The organism is Alcaligenes sp. GCM10023179, from assembly GCF_042653705.1.
Lineage (GTDB): Bacteria > Pseudomonadota > Gammaproteobacteria > Burkholderiales > Burkholderiaceae_B > Alcaligenes > Alcaligenes phenolicus.
In genome coordinates, this window is the sequence record NZ_JBHSIQ010000003.1 from 60379 (window position 1) to 77161 (window position 16783).

At 57.7% G+C, this 16783-nt stretch carries 16 protein-coding genes; 13 read left to right on the forward strand and 3 right to left on the reverse strand.

The window, feature by feature from the left end; translation table 11 throughout:
* Positions 1–3: 3 nt before the first annotated feature.
* Entirely contained in the window at positions 4–2115 is a 2112-nt protein-coding gene (gene flhA / locus ACFPDR_RS14225) for a flagellar biosynthesis protein FlhA (protein WP_376911278.1), read from the forward strand.
* Positions 2112–4460 carry a flagellar biosynthesis protein FlhF gene (flhF, locus tag ACFPDR_RS14230; RefSeq protein WP_376911280.1) on the forward strand — a complete coding sequence of 783 codons (2349 nt, stop codon included), beginning with the start codon at positions 2112–2114 and terminating at the stop codon, positions 4458–4460. Before flhA ends, flhF begins: the two co-directional genes overlap by 4 nt.
* 74 nt (positions 4461–4534) lie before the next feature.
* On the opposite strand, the gene flgN is transcribed toward flhF, so the two are convergent.
* The 3 genes from flgN to flgA all read right to left on the reverse strand — a co-directional run bounded on the left by flgN (position 4535) and on the right by flgA (position 6080).
* Positions 4535–4984 (reverse strand): flagellar export chaperone FlgN, encoded by a 450-nt coding sequence (gene flgN, locus ACFPDR_RS14235; protein ID WP_376911281.1) that lies wholly within the window; start codon positions 4982–4984, stop codon positions 4535–4537.
* Positions 4985–5000: 16 nt separating this feature from the next.
* Positions 5001–5291: a flagellar biosynthesis anti-sigma factor FlgM gene (gene flgM / locus ACFPDR_RS14240; RefSeq protein WP_060186848.1), complete on the reverse strand. Its 291-nt coding sequence runs from the start codon at positions 5289–5291 to the stop codon at positions 5001–5003.
* An 84-nt stretch (positions 5292–5375) separates the two neighbouring features.
* Positions 5376–6080, reverse strand: coding sequence for a flagellar basal body P-ring formation chaperone FlgA (gene flgA, locus ACFPDR_RS14245; protein ID WP_239055287.1), 705 nt, complete (start codon positions 6078–6080; stop codon positions 5376–5378).
* Between the two features lie 175 nt (positions 6081–6255).
* Between flgA and flgB the strand changes: the two genes are divergently transcribed.
* From flgB to flgL, 11 genes are all read left to right on the forward strand, one after another.
* A complete protein-coding gene (gene flgB, locus ACFPDR_RS14250; protein WP_009458122.1) occupies positions 6256–6672 on the forward strand; it encodes a flagellar basal body rod protein FlgB in 417 nt (138 codons plus the stop codon).
* A 12-nt stretch (positions 6673–6684) separates the two neighbouring features.
* A complete protein-coding gene (gene flgC, locus ACFPDR_RS14255; RefSeq protein WP_268380253.1) occupies positions 6685–7089 on the forward strand; it encodes a flagellar basal body rod protein FlgC in 405 nt (134 codons plus the stop codon).
* Positions 7090–7111: 22 nt separating this feature from the next.
* Positions 7112–7804: a flagellar hook capping FlgD N-terminal domain-containing protein gene (locus tag ACFPDR_RS14260; protein WP_035269042.1), complete on the forward strand. Its 693-nt coding sequence runs from the start codon at positions 7112–7114 to the stop codon at positions 7802–7804.
* A gap of 54 nt (positions 7805–7858) precedes the next feature.
* Complete coding sequence (locus tag ACFPDR_RS14265) at positions 7859–9247, forward strand: flagellar hook protein FlgE (RefSeq protein ID WP_060186850.1); 1389 nt, start codon at positions 7859–7861, stop codon at positions 9245–9247.
* Between the two features lie 8 nt (positions 9248–9255).
* Positions 9256–10005 (forward strand): flagellar basal-body rod protein FlgF, encoded by a 750-nt coding sequence (gene flgF / locus ACFPDR_RS14270; RefSeq protein WP_035269047.1) that lies wholly within the window; start codon positions 9256–9258, stop codon positions 10003–10005.
* A gap of 44 nt (positions 10006–10049) precedes the next feature.
* Positions 10050–10835 (forward strand): flagellar basal-body rod protein FlgG, encoded by a 786-nt coding sequence (flgG, locus tag ACFPDR_RS14275; protein ID WP_021446824.1) that lies wholly within the window; start codon positions 10050–10052, stop codon positions 10833–10835.
* Positions 10836–10854: 19 nt separating this feature from the next.
* Positions 10855–11541 (forward strand): flagellar basal body L-ring protein FlgH, encoded by a 687-nt coding sequence (locus ACFPDR_RS14280; protein WP_009458110.1) that lies wholly within the window; start codon positions 10855–10857, stop codon positions 11539–11541.
* A 26-nt stretch (positions 11542–11567) separates the two neighbouring features.
* A complete protein-coding gene (locus ACFPDR_RS14285) occupies positions 11568–12698 on the forward strand; it encodes a flagellar basal body P-ring protein FlgI (RefSeq protein WP_009458108.1) in 1131 nt (376 codons plus the stop codon).
* Positions 12698–13663, forward strand: coding sequence for a flagellar assembly peptidoglycan hydrolase FlgJ (gene flgJ, locus ACFPDR_RS14290; protein ID WP_376911287.1), 966 nt, complete (start codon positions 12698–12700; stop codon positions 13661–13663). Before ACFPDR_RS14285 ends, flgJ begins: the two co-directional genes overlap by 1 nt.
* Positions 13664–13768: 105 nt before the next feature.
* Positions 13769–15484 (forward strand): flagellar hook-associated protein FlgK, encoded by a 1716-nt coding sequence (flgK, locus tag ACFPDR_RS14295; RefSeq protein ID WP_009458104.1) that lies wholly within the window; start codon positions 13769–13771, stop codon positions 15482–15484.
* A 35-nt stretch (positions 15485–15519) separates the two neighbouring features.
* Entirely contained in the window at positions 15520–16737 is a 1218-nt protein-coding gene (flgL, locus tag ACFPDR_RS14300) for a flagellar hook-associated protein FlgL (protein ID WP_376911290.1), read from the forward strand.
* Positions 16738–16783 lie beyond the last annotated feature (46 nt).

A 16783-nucleotide genomic window follows, 5' to 3' on the forward strand; every position in this document is an offset into this window, starting at 1 on the left:
GCAATGAACAATTTTTTTGCCTTACTGAAACAAAACGGTGGTCAACACGCCCGGCTTTTAGCTGGTCCGGTGCTGATCCTCATGGTGATGGCCATGATGATTCTGCCCTTGCCACCGTTTCTGCTGGACCTGCTGTTTACCTTTAACATCGCCCTGGCCGTCATGATTCTGCTGGTGGCCATGTTCACCAAAAAGCCGCTGGACTTTGCCGCTTTCCCGGCAGTGCTGCTGTTTGCGACCTTGTTGCGCCTGGCTTTGAACGTGGCCTCGACGCGAGTGGTACTGATGAACGGCCACAAAGGCCCGGACGCTGCCGGTCAGGTGATTGAGGCTTTTGGTCACTTTCTGGTGGGCGGTAACTTTGCCGTTGGTCTGATCGTGTTCGTGATTCTGGTCATCATCAACTTTGTGGTGATTACCAAGGGTGCGGGTCGTATTGCGGAAGTGGGGGCACGCTTTACCCTGGACGCCTTGCCGGGCAAGCAGATGGCGATTGACGCCGACTTGAACGCCGGCCTGATTGGCGAAGACGATGCCCGTCGTCGCCGTACCGAGGTTTCGCAGGAAGCCGAGTTCTACGGCTCCATGGACGGTGCCAGCAAGTTCGTGCGCGGGGACGCGGTGGCGGGCTTGTTGATCATGGTCATCAACGTGATTGGTGGTCTGATTATTGGTGTCCTGCAGCATGACTTGTCTTTCTCGGAAGCCGGTCGCGTTTACACCTTGTTGACCATTGGTGACGGCCTGGTCGCCCAGATTCCAGCCCTGATCATTTCTACTGCCGCCGGTGTGGTGGTGTCGCGTGTGGCGACGGATGAAGACGTGGGCCAGCAAATGGTCAGCCAGCTTTTCCGTAATCCCATGGTGCTGTACATCACCGCCGGTATTCTGGGTTTGATGGGTTTGATTCCCGGCATGCCCAATCTGGTGTTCCTGCTGCTGGCCGCGATATTGGGTGCTGGAGCCTGGATGATGCAAAAGCATCAGCTCGAACAGCAGCAGCAAGCCAGCGAACCTAATGATGAAGTGCTGGCCGCAGCCGATTCTGCCGCCAGTGAAGCCAGCTGGAATGATGTGTCCATGGTGGACCCGCTGGGTCTGGAAGTGGGTTATCGCCTGATCTCTTTGGTGGACCATGCGCAAAACGGCGAGCTGCTGCATCGTATCCGCAGCTTGCGTAAAAAGTTCGCACAGGAAGTGGGCTTTTTGCCGCCTGTGGTTCATATTCGGGACAATCTGGAGCTCAAGCCCAACGACTATCGCATCCTGTTGGCCGGGGTGGAAATTGGCCGGGGTACCGCCACGCCAGGGCAGTGGCTGGCCATTGATCCCGGTGGCGTCACCATGAAGCTGCCCGGCACACCTACTACGGACCCAGCCTTTGGCCTGCCCGCCGTCTGGGTGGATGTCAGCATGCGCGAGCAGGCCCAGATTGCGGGCTACACCGTGGTGGATGCCAGCACGGTAATTGCCACGCATATCAACCACTTGCTGCATCGCCACGGGGCCGATTTGCTGGGCCGTCAGGAGGTGCAGCAATTGCTGGATCACGTGGGCCGCGAAGCGCCCAAGCTGGTCGAAGATTTTGTACCGCAAACCTTGTCCCTCAGCCTCTTGCTCAAGGTCTTGCGTGGTCTGTTGGCTGAAGATGTGCCGATTCGCGATATGCGCAGCATTGTGGAAACGCTGGCTGAACATGCGCCGCGCATTCTGGCTCCCGGTGCGGTTCAGCCCGGCCAGGAGGCAGGCGAATTGCTTGCGGTTCTGCGCGTGGCCTTGGGGCGCGCTATTGTGCAGCAGTGGTTCCCTGGCGAGGGCGAGTTGCGTGTGATTGGTCTGGATGCCCGTCTGGAGCGGGTCATGACGCAGGCGCTGACCAGCAGTGGTGCACTGGAACCAGGTCTGGCCGAGTCGGTACTGACTGATGCCATGCGTGCGGCCCAGTTCCAGGAGGAACATGGGGATCTGCCCGTGCTGGTTGTGCCGCCTGTTTTGCGGGCCACCTTGTCGCGTTTCTTGCGTCACCACATCCCACAACTGGGTGTCTTGTCCAACGCTGAAATTCCTGAAGAACGCATCCTTCGGGTCACCACCATTATTGGTCAGTCTGAATGAATATAAGTCGCTTTTTTGGTAGTACCAGCCGGGAGGCCATGCGTCAGGTGCGCATCGCTTTGGGCCCCGATGCCTTGATTGTGTCCAACCGCCGTGTCAATGGCGGCGTTGAGATTCTGGCTACCGACTCCAGCTCGGTACCGGGTGGCGCTACCGAACGTGCGCCCATGCCCAGCAGTGCACCGCATCAAGCCGCGGGGATACGTCAGCAGGAAATGGCGCCACCGCCCGCTGCCGACAATGTGATGGGTGCGATTGGGGCATTGCGTGGTGCCCTGGAAGGCCGCATGGACGATCTGGTCTGGAGTCACCAGATGCGGCGCTCGCCTGTAGCGGTAAATCTGTTTCAGAGTCTTTTATCGCAAGGCTTCAGTACTGCCTTGTTGCGTGCCATGCTCAAGCGCCTGCCTGAAGAGCTGGGCGCGCGGGCGGCCTTGCAATGGGTGCGGACCGAGCTGGAAACCCATTTGCCGGTACTGCGTTCCGAGGACTCCTTGTGGCAGCCCGGCTTGGCCTTGGCTCTGGTGGGCCCCACGGGTGTGGGCAAGACCACCACGCTGGCCAAACTGGCTGCGCGTGCTGTGCGCCGTTTTGGTCCCGATAAGGTCGTTTTGCTGACGACTGACACCTATCGGATCGGTGCGCACGAGCAACTGAAAATTTATGGCGACCTGATGCGGGTAGCCGTGCATATTGTTCAGGACGTGGCGCAACTGCGTAGCGTGATGCTGGGTGTGCGGCCCGATCAGGTGATCCTGATCGATAATATGGGCATCAGTCAGCGCGACCGTTATGTGCGAGAACAAGCTGCATTGCTGGCCAGTGCCGGACGCCGGGTGCAACGCTTGCTGGTCCTGAACGCCGCCAGCCAGGGCGATACCTTGGATGAGGTCGCCCGCAGCTACACGCAAGATGGTGGCACACCGCTAAGCGGTTGCATCATCTCCAAAGTGGACGAGGCGATCAAGCTGGGTGGGCCGCTGGATACGGCCATTCGCTTCAAGCTGCCTATTCATTACGTGTCCAACGGCCAGAAAGTGCCCGAAGATTTGCGTTTCATGAGTGCCGCCGAACTGGTCGACTCTGCTTTGCAGGTGCGCGAGAACCAGCGCCCCTTGTATGCGCCCAGTTCCGGCGATCTGGCTGCCTTGCTGGAAAGCGGTGGACAGTCCGCCCAGGAGCAACAGGCTGAAGAAGAACGCCGTGCGCGTGTCTTGCCGCGTCTGTTGTCGGCTGCCTCTGCGGGTGGCCCTATCGCCCTGGAGCAGGCCCGTCGTGCAGCCGCCGATCTGGATGAACGTCTGGCCTGCGCGGAAGCCTACGATTTCTGGCGCGATCTGCATGCTCACAATGCCCCTGTTCAGGATGGGGCGGCGGCACAGCGTGCCGAAGGCCTGATGCGTGCCGCGTGTCAGGAAGTCAGTGAGGGCAATGTGTCCCGCTTGCTGGTGATCCATGCCGATCATCAGCTTGCCGGTAGCCAGGAGCAATGCTCGTTCAGTTTCCTGTTCAGTCCTAAAGGTCAGGCCTTGAGCGTGCCGTATTATCAACGCCAAACGCCCTCCCAATGGTCGGATGTACGGGGCGTGCGCAGCATGGAACGGCCGGGCCCGACACAGGCACTGAACCAGGCCATGCAGGTCTTGAATGCCCAGGCCCAACCGGTAAACTTGCTGCATATTTTTGAAGGTGGTTCGCCCACCATGTGGCGTCAATGGGCCGATATGGAAGCCGACTGGCTGGCCCTGATTCCGGGTGCGACTTCCTTGTGGCACAAGGACGGCAAGACCACGCCTAATGCCCTTGGCAAACAGCTGGCATTCCACGCGATTCCCGATCTGGCAGCACGCTTGCATCTGGAAACGTTGGGCCGCGCCAAGCAGGGTGAAATCGCCCTGTGGTACGCCGTCGAGCCGGTGCAGTTGCGACAACGCAATGCCGAGCCTGTGCATCTGGACCTGATCATCCTGCGCACCGTGCGTCGTCACGACGGCAAAGTGTTGAAAACCCGTTTTGCCTTGATGCACCAACGCGCAGGCTCCGAGGCCATCGCCCCGGTCAGTCTGGCCTGCTACATGATGCTGCGTAGCGAAGTGCAGGAAATGGCGCGCTTGCTAAGCACTGTGCGTGGCATTTTGCCTACCAGCAATTCCGAGTTTGAAGAAGAACTCAACTTGCTGGCCGCCGCCCAATTGACGCTGGCCGCCTGGGATTTGCTGCAGGCACCGGACAATCTGGGTGTGCGACAACTCAGCGCACGCTTGCTGGGCAAACCGGGGCTGAAGTCCAGCCACGCGGTTGATGCGCTGGTGAAGATGCTGGTGTTGAAGGAAGCGATGAGCTAAATCCAGCAAGATTGAAAAAGCCTGCCGTGTGGCAGGCTTTTTTATGTCTGTCAGAGCGCAGCTTTGGCTTGGCTCTAAGCCTTCAAGCTCAAGGAAGACTGCGTATTCCGTGTTTTGCCGGACGCGTCGTAAAAGGTATTGCGACCCGTGAAGGCTTCCAGGGCGTCCAGGTTTTGCTGGGTGTCGACCAAAAAGGTATCCACCAAAATGCGGTTGTTGTCGCTGGCGTTGCGCACCTTCTCGCTCAGCTCGATCAACTGTTCTAGTTCTTCTTCCAGTTCGTCTTCTTCAGCCGCGTAGCGCAGGCCCTGGATGTTGTTTTCCAGTTCACGTGCTTGCAGGAGCTGGGCGCGAGCCTGGTCCTGTTGCTCGATACGTTCAACCAGCTGATATTTGCGCAGGGTGATCTGGGCCAGTTCTTGTGGCTCGAAGCTGCGCAGCAGCAGGGTGTTTTCTTCTGCCAGTAGCTGCTCGAAGTCCAGCAGGGTTTGGCGTTGATCGGCAAGACAGGTTTGCAAAGACATGGCCGTTTCAGGTGAGTTACTTGAGAAGATCGCGCACAGAGGCAATCAGGGAGTCGGCGATCCGACTGGTGTCAATTTTGAGCTCGCCGGCTGCAATGGCCTCGCGCAAGGCCTCGACTTTTTTCATGTCGACATCGGCACTGCTGTCTTGCAGGGAATTGAGCTGGCGGGCTGCAGCGCTGAAGTCCACTTCGTTGGTGCTGCTGCTGTTGTTGTACGCGTGGCGCGCACGAGGGGATGCCGTGCTGCGCTCTGCGGCAGACGTTTCAGCAAGGGGTGTCTTGAGGGAGGAGGGGCTGATCTTCACGTGTTTCTCCGTGCGGCCTGTTCTTTGCGTTGATCTTGTAACGGCGCTCTGGACGCAAACTTTAGCATGCTCATCCGATTTAGTTTAGAGAACGACCTGAACCGTGGATGCATCCAGTACCGTGGCTGAAATCACTTGCCCCGAACTGGCCTTGATCTGAATCTGGGTGCCTGGTGAGCCGCTTTGCAGCGCCTGGCCCTCGCCGGTCGCTACAAAACCCATACCGCGCGCAATGGTGCGCACCATCTGGCCGCGTGTTACCGACTGCGGGTCGCGTAGAGCCGAAGCCCGTATCGCATTGCCCAAAGGAATACGCTGGCTGGCGACATACCCGATGATCTGGTTGGGATCAATGACCACGCCATTGGCCAGAGCCAGCAAATCCCCCTCGCGCTCAAGCAGATCGTCCTGATTGATGGTCTCGCCCGGATTGATGCGGCGGTTGGTGACGTAATAGTGTCCCTGAATAGACAAGGTGGCGCTGATGGAGGTGCTCCAGCTTTGTGGGCTCAGGCAGCGCACGCCAACACTCATGCGCGATCGCAGGCGTTGACCGCTGGGCAGAAATATCTGGTTCTGGGTGCAGGCAGGCATGGCGTTCAGGCGCGCGCTGTCCAGGGTGATCGTGGCGATACCGGGATACATCTGCGCCAGCTTGAGCAGATAGTCCTGCGCCTGGTCCTGCATGGCTTGCACGCTCAGCGCCTGAACGCTCTCTTGAGCGCGCACGTTCGCTGTTGCACCCAGGGCGAACAGGCATACGCAGATCAGGAGTCTATATAAGGTCATGACTGAATTTTACGGACTCAGTCGCCAGGTCAAGAGCTGAACTGGCCGATAAATTGCGTTTTGTTCCCTGATTTGTGAAGCAGTGCCTCTGGCTACCATTCTGTTATGGCGGTGAAAAGGCGTGCGCGCGTTCACCTGGATCTCAAACTTGAACACAGAATATTGGCTTGACTCCATGATTGATCGCATCGGTGAGCACCTGAAGTTTTACCAGACGGCCCTGGCTGTGCGCCAGGAGCGCCAGGAGGTGCTGGCCTCCAATATTGCCAATGCCGACACGCCTAACTACAAGGCCAGGGATATGGACTTTACGGCCACCTTGAAGGCCGCTTTAGGGGGGCAGGGCCAGATGGCATTGCCCAATACCAGTTTGTCCTTGACCTCGGCCCGTCATATTCCCGCCCAGGCAACCCGTCCGCCCAGCACGGACGAGTTGCTCTATCGCGTTCCTGTACAACCTTCTCTGGACGGCAACACGGTCGAGATGGATGTGGAGCGCATGCAATTTGCCGATAACACCTTGCACTATCAAAGCACGATCAACCTGGCTTCCCAGCGCTTGAAAGGCTTGATGGCGGCCTTGCAACAGTAATAGCGAGTCTTCATGTCCAGTTTCAGTATTTTCCAGATTGCCGGTTCTGCTCTGACGGCACAATCGCAGCGCTTGAACGTGTCGGCCAGCAACCTGGCTAACGCCGATAGCGTGGTTGGACCCGATGGCCAGCCCTACAAGGCCCGCCAAGTGGTGTTTCAAATGACTCCTCTGGGCAACAGCCCCGTGGGTGGCGTGCAAGTGGTGGGCGTGCAGGAAAGTGATGCGCCCGGCCGTTTGCAATATGACCCCGGCAATCCCTACGCTGACGAACAAGGCTATGTGACTCTGCCCAATGTGGATGTGGTGGCCGAGACCGTCAATATGCTGGCCGCGTCGCGCTCTTATCAGGCCAATGTGGAAGTGGTGAACACCTCCAAGAACCTGATGTTGCGCACCTTGACCATTGGCCAGTAAGCCGGTTTACGGAAGATAGAACATGAGCACAGTCAATAACGATCGCACCGCCCTGGACCCCACTGCAGGGACCATGGCTGGTGTGGATGCCCGCAACAAAAGCGCCATGGCGGAAACGGAAGACCGCTTTCTGACCATGCTGATTACGCAGCTGCGTAATCAGGACCCGCTCAACCCCATGGATAACGCCCAGGTCACGACCCAGATGGCGCAAATGTCCACGGTGGCGGGGATTCAGCAATTGAATAACACCTTGCTGGCTGTGGCCGGGCAAATGGACGTCAGCCAGTCCATGCAGGCCGCCAATCTGATCGGCAAGCAAGTGCTGGTGCCGGGCTCGAAAGTGTCTCTGGGGACCAGCCAGGATGGCGAAAAAGTGGCCATGCCCTACGGCATTGATCTGGTCAGCGGAGCGACTTCGACCGTGGTTCAGATCAAGGACAGCAGCGGCAAAGTGGTTCGTGAATACGATCTGGGCGCCAAAGACGCGGGCGTGTACTCGCTGGAGTGGGACGGCCTGGATAACGATGGTTCACCGCTGGCCGACGGTTCGTACACCGTCAGTGTCTTGGCCAGTAATGACGGCACGGCCGTCACAGCCAGCCCATTGACGCATGGCAAGGTCGATAGCGTGGCTTACACCTCCAGCGGTTTGATGCTGGACCTTGGCCTGGCGGGTTCGTTCTCCCTGCTGGATATACGCAAAATCATGTAAGCGCCGCTTGCCCCAACAGCGGGCTGGGCCAACACGACATTAAAAGGAAAGTTCATGAGCTTCGGACAAGGATTGAGTGGCTTGAACGCCGCCTCCCAAAACCTGGATTCTATTGGTAATAACATCGCCAACTCGGGCACGGTGGGCTACAAGGCCTCGACCGTGCAGTTTGCGGACGTGTATGCCAACTCGCGCATCGGTCTGGGTGTGCAGGTATCGCGGGTCAGCCAGCGTTTCTCGGTAGGTAACGTCAGCAACTCGGGTAACCAGTTCGACATGGCGATTGACGGTGCAAACGGTTTGTTCCGCCTGGAGCAAAGTAACGGCGCTGTCCTGTTCTCGCGCAATGGCCAGTTCTATCCGGACAAGGCGGGCTATCTGGTTAACGCCCAAGGTCATTACCTGACCGGTTACGGCCCAGGTGGTAGCCAGCTGGAGCGCTTGCAAGTGCCTTCGGCCAACGTGCCTCCCAAAGCCACGACAGCCCTGGATTTCAAGCCCAACCTGCCCGGCGGTGCCGAAGCAATTCCAACGACCAAAACACAGCAAAAAGTGGATGCCAACGGTGATCTGGTATTCAAGCCCAAACTGGATGCCAACGGTAATCCTGAAATGACTCCCAAGCTGGACGGTAATGGTGATCCCGTTCTGGATGGCAGCGGTAACCCCGTCATGGAGCCCGTGATGGAACCAGACATGGAAACCGTTGCGGTTAATGTGTTTGATCCCAAAGACCCCACCACTTACAGCAACGCATTCAGCTACTCCGTCTACGATTCACTGGGTAACAGCCACGAGGTTTCCCAATACTTCGTCAAGCGCCCCGCCAATGCGGCCGGTGAGAGTGTGTGGGACGTGTATTACATGGAAGGCAGCACGCCCTTGTCGCCTGCCAGCGCGACCCTGACCTTTAACGGTTCAGGCGTGATGACCAGCCCCAATCCGGCTACCGTCAATCTGACACTGGCCAATCCCGGTGGCAATGCGTCGCCAGCGGATGATCTGGTGTTTGATGTGCGTTACACCGGCACCACCCAGTTCGGTGGCGAGTTTGCCAAGGGCAAGCCTTACCAGGATGGTTACGCCACGGGTGAGTACGCTGGCATGAGCATCGACAAGGACGGCACCATGGTGGCTTCCTACACCAACGGTGTAACGCAGCGTCTGGGTTCCCTTGTTCTGGCTGATTTCAGCAACCTGCAAGGTCTGAGCCCTGTAGGTGGTAATGCCTGGGCTGAAACCGGCGCATCGGGCCAGCCTATCCTGGGTCGCCCCGGCGAGAACGGCTTGGCCACGATCAAGGGTCAGGCGGTGGAAGATTCCAACGTGGATATGGGTCAGGAACTGGTCAATATGATTATTGCCCAGCGTACCTACCAGGCGAATGCCCAGACCATCAAGACGCAGGATCAGGTTCTGCAAACCCTGGTCAACCTGCGTTAAGAGCTGTCATGGATCGCCTGATTTACACCGCCATGAATGGCGCCCAGCGCACGCTGGAGCAACAAGACGTCATTACCAACAACCTGGCCAACGTGAACACGTCCGGTTTTCGCCAGCAGTTGGCGTATTACCGTTCCGTGCCCGTCACAAGCGATGTGGGTTCGCAAACCCGCGTAGGCACGGCCACAGTGACGCCTGGCAGCCGTTTTCAACCTGGCGCCATGGCCGAGACCGGCAATGCGCTGGATGTGGCCATTGCGGGCGAGGGCTGGTTTGCCGTCCGTGCGCTGGATGGTCAGGAAGCCTATACGCGGGCAGGCGATCTGGTGGTCAATGCCCAGAACCAGCTGGTGACACAAGGTGGCTTGCCCGTGCTCAGCGCCGATGGGCAGGTCATTGAAATCCCGGATCGCGGATCGATCACGTTCTCCAGCGACGGTCAGTTGACCGCGCTGGGTGCGGGTGACAACCCACGCGATATCCAGGTGATGGGGCAATTGAAGATGGTCAATCCCCCTTCTGCTGATTTGTTGCGGGGGCAGGATGGTTTGTTTCGCATGAGCAATGGCGCGCCGGCCCCGGTTGATCCGTCGGTACGCATGGTTTCGGGCTTTATCGAGAAAAGCAATGTGAACCCGGCTGAAGCGATGGTGGCCATGATTGCCAATGCGCGCCGCTTTGAAACCCAGATGAAGGTCATCCAGGACGCCAGCGCACGCGAAGATCGGGCCAACTCCCTACTTTCTTTTAATGGCTAAGCCGCGCTGATTGCGCAGGCGCTAGCTGCAAGGATTACACACACATGATTCGCTCTCTGTGGATTGCCAAGACCGGTCTGGAAGCCCAGCAGACCAATATGGACGTTATCTCCAATAACTTGGCCAACGTGAATACCACTGGCTTCAAACGTACCCGTGCGGTGTTTGAGGACTTGATGTACCAAACCATTCGTCAGCCTGGCGCTCAAGTCGGTGCTGCCAACCAGTTGCCTACCGGCTTGCAGGTTGGCACCGGTGTGCGCACCGTAGCCACCGAGCGTATTCATACCCAAGGTGACATGAAGCACACGGGCCACAATATGGATATCGCGATTCAGGGTAGCGGTTTCCTGCAGGTGGAAATGCCCGACGGCACGTTTGCCTACACACGTGACGGTAGCTTGCAGCGCGACCAGAATGGTCAGTTGGTGACTGCTGGCGGTTATCCCATTCAGCCCCCCATCAATATTCCTGATAACGCGCTGGAACTGACGATTGGCCGTGATGGCACCGTGTCGGTCACTCAGCCTGGTGCCGCCGGTACGAGTGTGGAAGTGGGCCAATTGCAATTGAGCACCTTCGTGAATCCGGCCGGTCTGCAAAGTATGGGCGAGAACTTGTACATCGAAACCGATGCCTCGGGTGCCGCCAACTTCCTGCAACCTGGCATGGACGGTGCTGGTCTGGTCATGCACAAGTACAACGAAACCTCCAACGTCAATGTGGCCGAGGAACTGGTCAATATGATCAGCACCCAGCGCGCCTACGAAATCAACAGCAAGGCCGTTTCCACGGCTGACCAGATGCTGGCTCGCCTGACACAGCTGTAAATCTAAAGAGATCGTGACAATGTTCCAAGCTCTGATGAGCCGTCTTGCCTTGTGTGCGCTTGTAGCCCTGTCCGGTTGTGCGCTGGTGCCCCCTGAAGATGTGGTAACCGGCCCCCTGACGGCCGCCCCGCCACCGGCGGTGCCTGCCGCCGTGGTGGCCAATGGCTCTATCTACCAGCCCTCGGCTTACGGTAACTATCCGCTGTTTGAAGACAGACGACCACGTAATGTGGGCGACATTGTCACGATCATGATCCAGGAGCGGACCAACGCGGCCAAGAATGTCTCGACCAATACGGATCGGACCGGAAGCGGTGGTCTGGACTTTACCGGCGTTCCAGCTTTCCTGCCTAACGAAGTGGGTAGCAAGCAGAACTTTGAAGTCAGTGGCTCGAACAAGGCTCAGGGCAAGGGTTCCAGCCGTGCCGACAATACTTTTAGCGGCACCTTGACGACCACCGTGGTCGGCGTTTTGCCTAACGGCAATTTGCAGGTGGCCGGTGAGAAGCAGATCGCCATTAACCGTGGCAGCGAGCACATCCGCTTTTCTGGTGTGGTGGACCCACGCTCCATTACTGGCAGCAATACGGTGTCTTCCACCCAGGTGGCTGATGCCCGTATCGAGTTTCGTAGCAAAGGGGTTATGGACGAAGTCCAGACCATGGGTTGGCTACAGCGTTTTTTCCTGAATATTTCTCCGTTCTGAGCCTTTTGCTTGCTATGGCGTTTTCCATGAGTCGTACTCGTTTTTCTTCTTGTCGCCATGTGCTGCAAGCCGCCATGTTGGCGGCGGGCCTGTTGCTGGCTCCGGTCAGCCAGGCCGAGCGTATCAAGGATCTGGCATCCATTCAGGGCGTGCGAGACAACCCGCTGATCGGCTACGGTCTGGTCGTGGGTCTGGATGGCAGCGGTGACCAGGTGCGTCAGGCTCCCTTCACTCAGCAAAGCTTGACCAATATGCTGTCCCAGTTGGGGGTGACCATTCCCCAGGGCAGCAATATGCAGCTCAAGAACGTGGCGGCTGTCATGGTGACGGCTCGTCTGCCAGCCTTTGCCCGTCCTGGTCAGGCCGTGGATGTGGTCGTGTCCTCCATGGGTAATGCCAAGAGTTTGCGTGGCGGGACCTTGTTGATGACGCCCTTGAAAGGTGCGAACGGTCAGGTCTATGCCATTGCCCAAGGCAACTTGCTGGTTGGTGGGGCAGGGGCCGAAGCAGGTGGTTCCAGCGTACAGGTCAACCAGCTCAATGGCGGCACCATTCCAGGCGGCGCAACGGTCGAGCAAAGCGTACCCACGACTTACGCTCGGGATGGCGTGATCAATCTGGAAATGAATTCCTCGGATTTCGGTACAGCCCAGAACGTGGTGGCGGCCTTGAACAAGCAGTTCGGCCCTTCAACTGCAACAGCGCTGGATGGTCGCTTGATTCAGGTGCGCGGTCCCTTGGATCCCCAGGCTCAAACCGCCTTTATTTCGCATGTTGAAAACCTGCAAGTGAATCTGCCACCGGCACGTGCCCGCGTGGTGATCAATGCTCGTACGGGTTCGGTGGTCATGAACCGCACGGTCACGATTGATGAAGCCGCCATTGCCTACGGCAATCTGTCCGTGGTCATCAGCCGTCAACCGCAGGTCAGCCAGCCGGATACTCCTTTTGGTGGTGGTCAGACCGTAGTGGCTGACAGCACCCAGATTGAAATGCGCAGTGATAGCGGCTCCCTGCAACGCGTAAAGACCAGTGCCAATCTGGCCGATGTGGTGCGCGCTTTGAACGCTTTGGGTGCCACCCCTCAAGACTTGTTGTCCATCTTGCAGAACCTGAAAAGCGCGGGCGCTTTGCGGGCCGATTTGGAGATCATCTAATGACGGTGCAGTACTTCCCACGTCCGGGCACGGGAACGCAGGTTTCGATGTTTGACCCCCAGCAACTGGCCCAACTGCGTCGGCAAGCCGGGCAGGACGGTCAGAATCAGGCCACCCAGCTGCAAGTGGCGCGTCAGTTCGAGTCCCTGTTCATTCAAAATATTTTGAAGCAGGCACGGGCTGCCAATCCCGAAGGCGGCCTGTTTGATACGCAGTCGGTGCGCATGGCGCAAAGTCTGGGTGATGAGCAATTGGCCATGCAGTTGGCTGACCCCGGCATTGGTTTGGCCAAAGCCTTGCAGGCCCAGATGAGCGGGCAGAACAGCGAGCCATTTGGTGTCGCGTCCTATGATCCGGAAGCGGCCCCTTCGCGTCGGGCGGATTTGCGTTCGCGCATGCCTAATGACCGTTCCATTGATGCAGCATCGATTGCCGAGCTGATCGACAAGCTCAGCAATAACAGTACGGTGCAGCGTGTGTACTCGTCGATTCAGGGCGCGCCCAATCATATTCGCCAGTTTGTGGACCGCATGAACACGGCCGCCAAATTGGCTGCCGAGGACAGTGGCGTTCCGGCCCAACTGATCTTGAGCCAGGCGGCGCTGGAGTCGGGCTGGGGCAAGCGTGAAATCATGCACGCAGATGGCTCCACCAGCCATAACCTGTTTGGTATCAAGGCTACGCCGTCCTGGAAGGGCAAAACGGTGGACGTCATGACGACGGAGTATCAGAACGGCGTGGCGCGCAAAATGACGCAGACCTTCCGTGCTTATGACTCCTATGCCGAGTCGTTTGCGGACTACGCGCGCCTGATCGGTAATAACAAACGCTATGAAGGCGTAAAACAAGCGGCTTCGCCTCAAGAAGCGGCGCAACGCATTCAGGAAGCGGGCTACGCCACCGACCCCTCCTACGCCAAAAAGCTGATCTCCATCATGGCCTACTTTGATGGCGGCAAGTCTTAATTATTGATACAGGTCTAAATATTGCACCAAGGTGGTCGTTAAAAAGCAGCATGTTCATTTTTCGCCTTGGACACTACGGGCCGGGCAGGACAGAAAGGATTTGATATGAATCTCGCCAACCTTGGTATTACCGGCTTGTTTGCCGCTCAAAAGCGCATGCAGGTGACGGGCCACAATATTAATAATATCGATACCGCTGGCTATAACCGCCAATCGGTCCTGGTTGAGACGGCTGGCTCGGTAGGAAGCGGCAATGGCTATTACGGCCGTGGCGTGCAGGTGGTTACCGTTCAGCGCTCCTACGACAACTTTCTGTATCAGCAGTTGGTGCGCTCGCAAACTACCGGTGCGGCTCTGGTTAGCTACGGTACGGAAATTGCCCAGCTGGACAATCTGTTCTCGGACCGCACGGTCGGCGTCAGTCCCGCCTTGCAAAACTTTTTCAATGGTCTGGAAGCCGTGGCATCGCAACCTGCGGATCCTTCGGCTCGCCAGGAACTGCTGGGCCGTGCAGAAAGCCTGGCTACCCAGATTCGTGACGCGACATCCTACATGAACCGCGTCAACGAGAACATCAATACCCAGGTGGGTACCACCGTTACCCAGATCAACAGCTATCTGGAACGGATTGATAACGTCAACAAACAGATCGTGGCTGCCAAAGGCACCACGCCCGGTCACGAACCCAATGATTTGCTGGACCAGCGCGAACAACTGGTGTCCGAGCTGGGGCAACTGATTGATGTGCGTACCGTCGAGCAGGATGGACGGATGAGCATCACCACCGCTGGCGGCCAGATGCTGCTGGGTGGCGAAAGTATTTACCCCTTGCACGCCGTGCGTTCGGCTGAAAACCCTGAGCGTATGGTGGTCGGCTTTACCTCCGCACTGAATGTGGACGGCAAGATGGTGGTGTCCGAGTTCCGCGAGGGCACCATTAAAGGCGGCACCTTGGGGGGCTTGTTGCAGTTCCGTCAGGAAAGCCTGGAGCCGGCTATCAATGCGCTGGGGCGCTTGGCTGTGGGTCTGGCTCACACGGTGAACGATATTCACCGTCAAGGTGTGGACCTGAAGGGTGAGGCGGGCAAAGACATGTTCAGCGTCAGCGGCCCGAAAGTGATTGCCAATGGCAATAACCCGGTCAGCAGCGGTGTGCCTGGTGTGTCTTTCTACAAAGACCCTGTTGATCCGGCTGATCCCAGCAAGGGCTACACCCAGCCAGTCGACAAGCTGACGGGCGACAACTACCGCATCGAGCGCGTGGATGGTCGTTTCCAGCTGCGTAACTTGAGCAGCAACGACGTTACCCCCTTGAACGGTCCGGACAAGAACGGTGGCATTACCCGGGTGGATGGTCTGGAAATTGATGTCTCTGGCTTGAAGACCCAATCTCAGGATGGCGACTCCTGGTTGCTGCAGCCCACCGTCAATGCAGGCAGCAGCTTGCAGGTGGAGATCAAGCGTCCACAGGATATTGCTGCAGCCGACAAAGACACCGGTTCGGCTAACGGTGCCATCGCCCAGAAACTGGCGGACTTGCGCAATAGCAAGGTGCTGGCCGACGGCTCCTTGAGCCTGAACGATTCTTTTGGTCAGATCGTGAACCGTATTGCGGTGCAAACGCAGCAAAACGGCACGGCGGCCAAGGCCCAGTTAAAGCTGATCGAGCAAAACTATGCCGCTCAGCAAACCTTGTCCGGCGTGAACAAGGACGAGGAATACATCATGCTCCAGCGTTATCAGGAGCAGTATCAGGCCGCTGCCCGTCTGATTGACGTCAGCTCCCAGATGTTTGACACCCTTTTAGGCCTGCGTAGTTGAGTACGGCTCTTTAGTCTTGAAATTGGAACCTTGCTATGCGTATCAGTTCTTCTCTTTTCTTTCAGACGGGCCTGACTTCGATCAACAAGCAGCAGTCCGATCTGATGCGGGTTTTTCAGCAAATGGGCTCGCAAAAGCGCATGATCACCCCATCGGATGATCCGCTGGCCTCGGCCCAGACCATTAATCTGGCCCAGTCCCAGGCCATGGACAAGCGTTACGGTGAAAACCGTGAAGTGGCCATGCGTGCCCTGGGTGAGGAAGAAAACCTGCTCAATGCCGTCAACCTGCAGTTGCAAGGCGTGCAGACCCGTCTGGTGGAAGCCTCTACCGGCACCATGTCCGACGCGGATCGCAGCACCTTGGCCACGGTGGTGGAAAGTGCGCTGGATACTCTGTTTGGCTTTGCCAATACCAAGGATGGTTCGGGGCAATACCTGTTCTCCGGTGCCAAGGGCACGACACAGGCCTTCGAGCGTACGGGCAATACCTTCAGCTACACGGGCGACACCAACAGCCGCAATATTCAGGTTGAGCAGACTCGTCAAATGGATTCGGCCGATCATGGCCGCACCATTTTCGAGCGCGCCAATCCCGGCTCGACCGCCTATTTCACCCAGGCCAATGCCAATACGGGCTCGGCTGTAGTCAGTGCGCCTAATGGCAACTCCTCGCTGGCCGGTGCTGAAGACCATTACACCATCCGCTTTACTTCGGAAACCGAGTACGACATCGAAGTGAATGGCGCGGTTGTCAGCCAGGGCGTACTGGACGAAAACGAGCGTCAACGCATTAATTTGCCCGGTGGAGTCAGCGTCCAGATCGAAGGCAAGCCTGCCGTCGGTGACAGTTTCGAGGTCAGCTCGGTAGACAGCACCAGCTCGGCAGACATGAACATGTTCAACACCTTGCAATCGGTGGTTGAGGCCCTGCGTAAACCTGTCAGTGGCGATCCCGCTGGGCAGGCAGAGTTCCGCAACGCGATGAACTCGGCCATGCAACGTATCGGGGAAAACTTCGATAACGTGCAGACCGTGATTTCCTCGGTGGGTACGCGCATGAACGAGATTGATGCCTTGAGCGCCAACGGCGCGGCTCGTGCTTTGAACTACACCAATGAACTCTCGCGTCTGGAGGATCTGAATATTTTTCAGGCTTCCACCGATCTGGAGTTGCGCAAGGCTGCGCTGGAAATGTCGGCCATGGCGTTCCAGACGATTCAGAGCATGAGCTTGTTCAATATGAATCGCTAAGCCTGCGTTCCTTTTTTGGGTGGTTTTTCCTTAAACCGGCAGTCAA